Annotated in this window: 4 protein-coding genes; 3 read left to right on the forward strand and 1 reads right to left on the reverse strand. The window is 60.9% G+C overall.

The window, feature by feature from the left end; translation table 11 throughout:
• Window positions 1-210: hypothetical protein (locus ACW5W4_RS18785; protein WP_456690401.1), on the forward strand; the 210-nt coding region annotated here is incomplete at its 5' end.
• Window positions 211-300: 90 nt separating this feature from the next.
• Window positions 301-840 carry a gamma carbonic anhydrase family protein gene (locus ACW5W4_RS18790; RefSeq protein ID WP_408798068.1) on the forward strand — a complete coding sequence of 180 codons (540 nt, stop codon included), beginning with the start codon at window positions 301-303 and terminating at the stop codon, window positions 838-840.
• 81 nt (window positions 841-921) lie between these two features.
• Here the strand turns inward: ACW5W4_RS18790 and polA are convergent, their stop codons facing one another.
• The gene (polA, locus tag ACW5W4_RS18795) at window positions 922-3,666 is read right to left on the reverse strand and encodes a DNA polymerase I (RefSeq protein ID WP_456690402.1); all 2,745 of its coding nucleotides are present in this window, start codon (window positions 3,664-3,666) and stop codon (window positions 922-924) included.
• 403 nt (window positions 3,667-4,069) lie between these two features.
• Between polA and elbB the strand changes: the two genes are divergently transcribed.
• Window positions 4,070-4,723: an isoprenoid biosynthesis glyoxalase ElbB gene (elbB, locus tag ACW5W4_RS18800; protein WP_456690403.1), complete on the forward strand. Its 654-nt coding sequence runs from the start codon at window positions 4,070-4,072 to the stop codon at window positions 4,721-4,723.
• The last annotated feature ends 81 nt before the right edge of the window (window positions 4,724-4,804 follow it).

Below are 4,804 nucleotides of genomic sequence, written 5' to 3' on the forward strand. Positions count from 1 at the left end.
AAAGAGCGACGCAGCTTTTGGCTGCTGCGGGAGTGGCATTCTACTCAACCGCCTTCTCGAGTCAAGCCCTATTTTCAAAGGCTTTTCGAGGTTATCGACCGGGTTGTTTGCGTTGCCGCTGCCCTGTCGATGGAGGCGCATTATAGAGAGATTGATCTCACTGGCAAGCCCCTCGATGCAATAAAATTGCAAAAATCGGCGTTTATTTAGTTATTCATAACCAACCACAGCTTTTATACAACTTTATCCACAGAGCCGGGTCTGGGATTGCTAGAATGGCCGTAAATCAAGGAGGCCAAGATGGACTTGCGACTAAGACCCTATAAGGGAAAGCGCCCGCAACTGGGCAAAGACGTATACGTGGATCCCTGCGCCACTCTGGTGGGAGACATAGTGCTCGGCGATGATGCCAGCATCTGGCCCCTGGTGGCGGCGCGGGGGGATGTGAACCACATCCGCATCGGCGCCCGCAGCAATGTGCAAGACGGCACGATTCTGCATCTCAGCCGCAGTAGCGAGGCCAATCCCCATGGTTACCCCCTGCTGATCGGGGAAGATGTCACCGTCGGCCACAAGGCCATGCTGCATGGCTGCACCATAGGCAATCGGGTGCTGGTCGGCATGGGGGCCATACTGCTGGATGGGGTGGTGGTCGAGGATGATGTGATGATAGGCGCAGGCTCTCTGGTACCACCGGGCAAGCGGCTCGCATCCGGCTTCCTCTATATGGGGAACCCGGTCAAGCAGGCGCGGCCACTCAAACCCGCAGAGATTGCCTTTCTGAAAACCTCGGCCGACAACTACGTCCTGCTCAAGGACGAATACCTGCAAGAGGCCTGAAACACCGCCGCCACAAACAGGAAGCCCGGCATGATGCCGGGCTTCTCTGCTTATATGGCTAGCCAGTCACCCGGGTCAGGCTCAGTGGGCCTGATCCCAGTTGTCCCCCACCCCGGCCTCGACCACCAGCGGTACATGCAGCTCGGCCGCCGCCGACATCTTCTCCTTGATGAGGGTGACGTACTCGTCGACCTTGTCGGCACGGATCTCAAACACCAGTTCATCGTGGACCTGCATCAGCATGTGGATGGAGTCATCTTCGATGCCTTTGAGCCACCCTTCGACCCGGATCATGGCGCGCTTGATGATATCGGCGGCCGTGCCCTGCATGGGGGCGTTGATGGCGGCCCGCTCCGCCGCCTTGCGCAGGCCGGCGTTGCGGGACTTGATGTCCGGCAGATAGAGGCGGCGGCCGAACAGGGTCTCGACGTAGCCCTGGGCTTCCGCCTGCTGGCGGGTACGCTCCATATACTCCAGCACGCCCGGGTAGCGCTCGAAGTAGAGATCCATGTATTTTTGCGCCTCGGCACGGCCGATCCCCAGCTGCTTGGCCAGACCGAAGGCACTCATGCCATAGATGAGACCGAAGTTGATCGCCTTGGCGCTGCGGCGCATGTCGGTGGTGACCGCATCGAGCGCCACCCCGAACACCTCGGCGGCGGTCGCCTTGTGGATGTCCTTGCCCTCGGCAAAGGCGGTCAGCAAGCCCTGATCACCGGAGAGGTGCGCCATGATGCGCAGCTCAATCTGGGAGTAGTCCGCCGCCACCAGCTTGTAGCCCTGGATCGGTACGAAGGCCTGACGGATGCGGCGACCCTGCTCGTTGCGCACCGGGATGTTCTGCAGGTTGGGGTCGGTCGAGGAGAGCCGGCCGGTCGCCGCCACCGCCTGATGGTAGGAGGTGTGCACTCGCCCGGTCTGGGGCTTGATCATCAGCGGCAGCTTGTCGGTATAGGTAGACTTGAGCTTGGCCAGGCCACGGTGCTCCATCAGCAGGCGCGGCAGATCGTAGGTCTCCGCCAATTCCGCCAGCACCTCTTCCGCGGTAGACGGGGCGCCCTTGGGGGTCTTCTTGAGGATCGGCAGCCCCAGCTTGACGAACAATATCTCGCCGAGCTGCTTGGGTGAGGAGAGGTTGAACTCCTGGCCGGCCAGCTCGTGCGCCTGCCGCTCCAGCTCCGCCAGCCGCACCTCGATCTCCTGACTCTGCTGGTGCAGCAGCTTGGGATCTATGGTGGTCCCGAGCCTCTCCATCCGTGCCAGCACCGGCAGCAGGGGCAGTTCGATCTCGCTGAACACCTTGGCAAGGCCCGGCTCGGCAGCGAGCTTGCCCCACAGCGCCTGGTGCAGACGCAGGGTGATGTCGGCATCTTCCGCCGCATAGGGCGCCGCCTGCTCCAGTTCGATCTGGTTGAAGGTGAGCTGCTTGGCCCCCTTGCCTGCGATCTCTTCGAACGAGATGGTGTCGACGCCCAGATACTTCCTGGCCAGAGAGTCCATGTCGTGACGGCTGGCGGTGGAGTTGAGCACATAGGATTCGAGCATGGTGTCGAAGGCAATGCCCTGCAGGTCTATACCGTGATTGAGCAGCACGTTGCGATCGTACTTGAGGTTCTGCCCCACCTTGAGACGGGTCGGATCCTCCAGCAGCGGCTTGAGCCTGCCCAGCACCTGCTGTTCGGTCAGCTGGGTTGGCGCCCCCAGATAGTCGTGACCGAAGGGAACGTAGGCCGCCTTGCCCGGCTCGATGGCGAACGACACGCCAACCACTCTCGCCTCCATATAGTCGAGACTGGTGGTCTCGGTATCGAAGGCAAACAGCTCGGCCCCGGCCAGCTTGCCGAGCCAGCCATCCAACTCGGCTTCGGTCAGGACGCATTGATACTCGGTCTCGATGGCCGCCGGCGCCGCCGAGTCAGCCTGGGCACCCTCTCCCTCGTCATCGCCCCCTTCCAGCTCCTTGATCAGGTTGCGCAACTCATACTCGCGGTAGACCGCCAGCAGGGACTCCTTGTCGATCGGGCCCAGCACCAGCTGCTCCAGGCTCTGTTCCAGCTCGACGTCTGTCTTGATGGTGGCCAGCACATAGGAGAGGCGAACCTGCTCCTCCTGCTCGCGGAACTTGTCGGCAAAGGCCTTGGAGCCGCGAAAGCCCAGGGCGGCGACCTTGTCCAGATTGGCGGCTATCTCGTCTATGCTGCCGATCCCCTGCAGCAGGGCCAGCGCCGTCTTCTCGCCAACCCCCGTCATGCCGGGGATGTTGTCCACCTTGTCTCCCATCAGGGCCAGGTAGTCGATGATGAGCTCTGGCGGCACGCCGAACTTCTCGATCACTCCGTCCCTATCTGTCTTCACGTCCTTCATGGTGTCGATCAGGGTGACATGGTCGGAGACCAGCTGGGCCATATCCTTGTCACCCGTGCTGATGAGCACCGGCAGCTTCTTCTCGGTCGCCTGACGGGCCAGGGTGCCAATCACGTCGTCCGCCTCCACTCCTTCCACCATCAGGAAGGGGAAGCCCATCGCCTTGATCATCTGGTGAATGGGAGCAACCTGGCTGCGCAGATCGTCCGGCATGCTGGCCCGGGTCGCCTTGTACTCGGGGTAGATGTCATCGCGGAAGGTCTTACCCTTGGCATCGAACACCACGGCGACATGGCTGTCGGGGTATTGCTTGCGCAGGCTGCGCATCATGTTGGCCATCACTCGCACGGCGCCACTTGGCAATCCGGTGGAGGTTCGCAGGTCGGCCTGCTGGGAGGCGAAGAAGGCGCGATACAGATATGAAGAACCGTCGACCAGAATGAGGGGATTGCTAGGGGCCATGAAGTCGTCCTGCCAGAGAGATAAACAGCCGCTAGGATGCCACAGGGACCCCCTGGCACCAAGGGGGCCGGCCTAACCTATTGTTGGATGAATGCCAAACAAATTCTGTGGATAACTCTGTGACCAAAAATGGCAGGAGCTGACCAAGCCTGTGAAGAACAACGGAAATAAAAAACAAAAAACCATTAATATCAACAAATTACGCCATCACCACAAGATAAAGATGTATCAGGGATGACATGGCCAAATGTGGAAAAAATTTTAAGGGGATGAGTCAGGCAGGATCCAAAACGAAACAATCCTAGCACAGCATCCTGACTTGACCAGCCGGGGGCGAACGATAACCATACAAAAGTGCCAGTTTCCACCTTGGCTCACATTTTCGACAACAAGGAGTCTTCCCATGAAAAAAGTGGCCGTGATCTTGAGTGGTTGTGGCGTGTTTGATGGCGCCGAGATCCACGAGGCGGTGATCAGCCTGCTGGTGCTGGCGCGCCAGGGCGCCGCCGTCCAGTGCTTCGCTCCCGACGTGCCCCAACTGCATGTCATCAATCACCTGACCGGCGAGGTGAGCGAGGGGGAGAGCCGCAACGTGCTGGTCGAGGCGGCGCGCATCTGCCGCGGCCAGATCCGCGATGTGGCCGAGCTCGATGCCGCCGATTTCGATGCCCTGCTGCTGCCAGGCGGTTTCGGCGCCGCCAAGAACCTGTGTGACTTCGCACTCCAGGGAGCCCAGTGCCAGATCCAGCCCGATGTGCTCAAAGCGTGCCAGAGCTTTGCCCGCGCTGGCAAGCCCGCCGCCTATATCTGCATCGCGCCGGCCATGATCCCCCTGGTCTATGGGGCCGGCACCCTGGCCACCATAGGCAAGGATGAAGGAACCGCCAATGCCATGGAAGCCATGGGTGCCAGCCACCTCGCCTGTCCGGTCAACGAGTTCGTGGTGGATGAAGAGCGCAAGGTCATCTCCACCCCGGCCTACATGCTGGCCAACAACATCGTCGAGGCGGCAGACGGCATCGAGAAGACGGTCAAGCAGCTGCTCGCCATGTGCTGAGGCAAAGAGCCAGGTCGCTGCCCGCCATCAACGTGAAGGGCCCGCATAGCGCGGCCCTGAGCCCTTGGGGGGGGGACCGCG

The organism is Aeromonas crassostreae, from assembly GCF_054052445.1.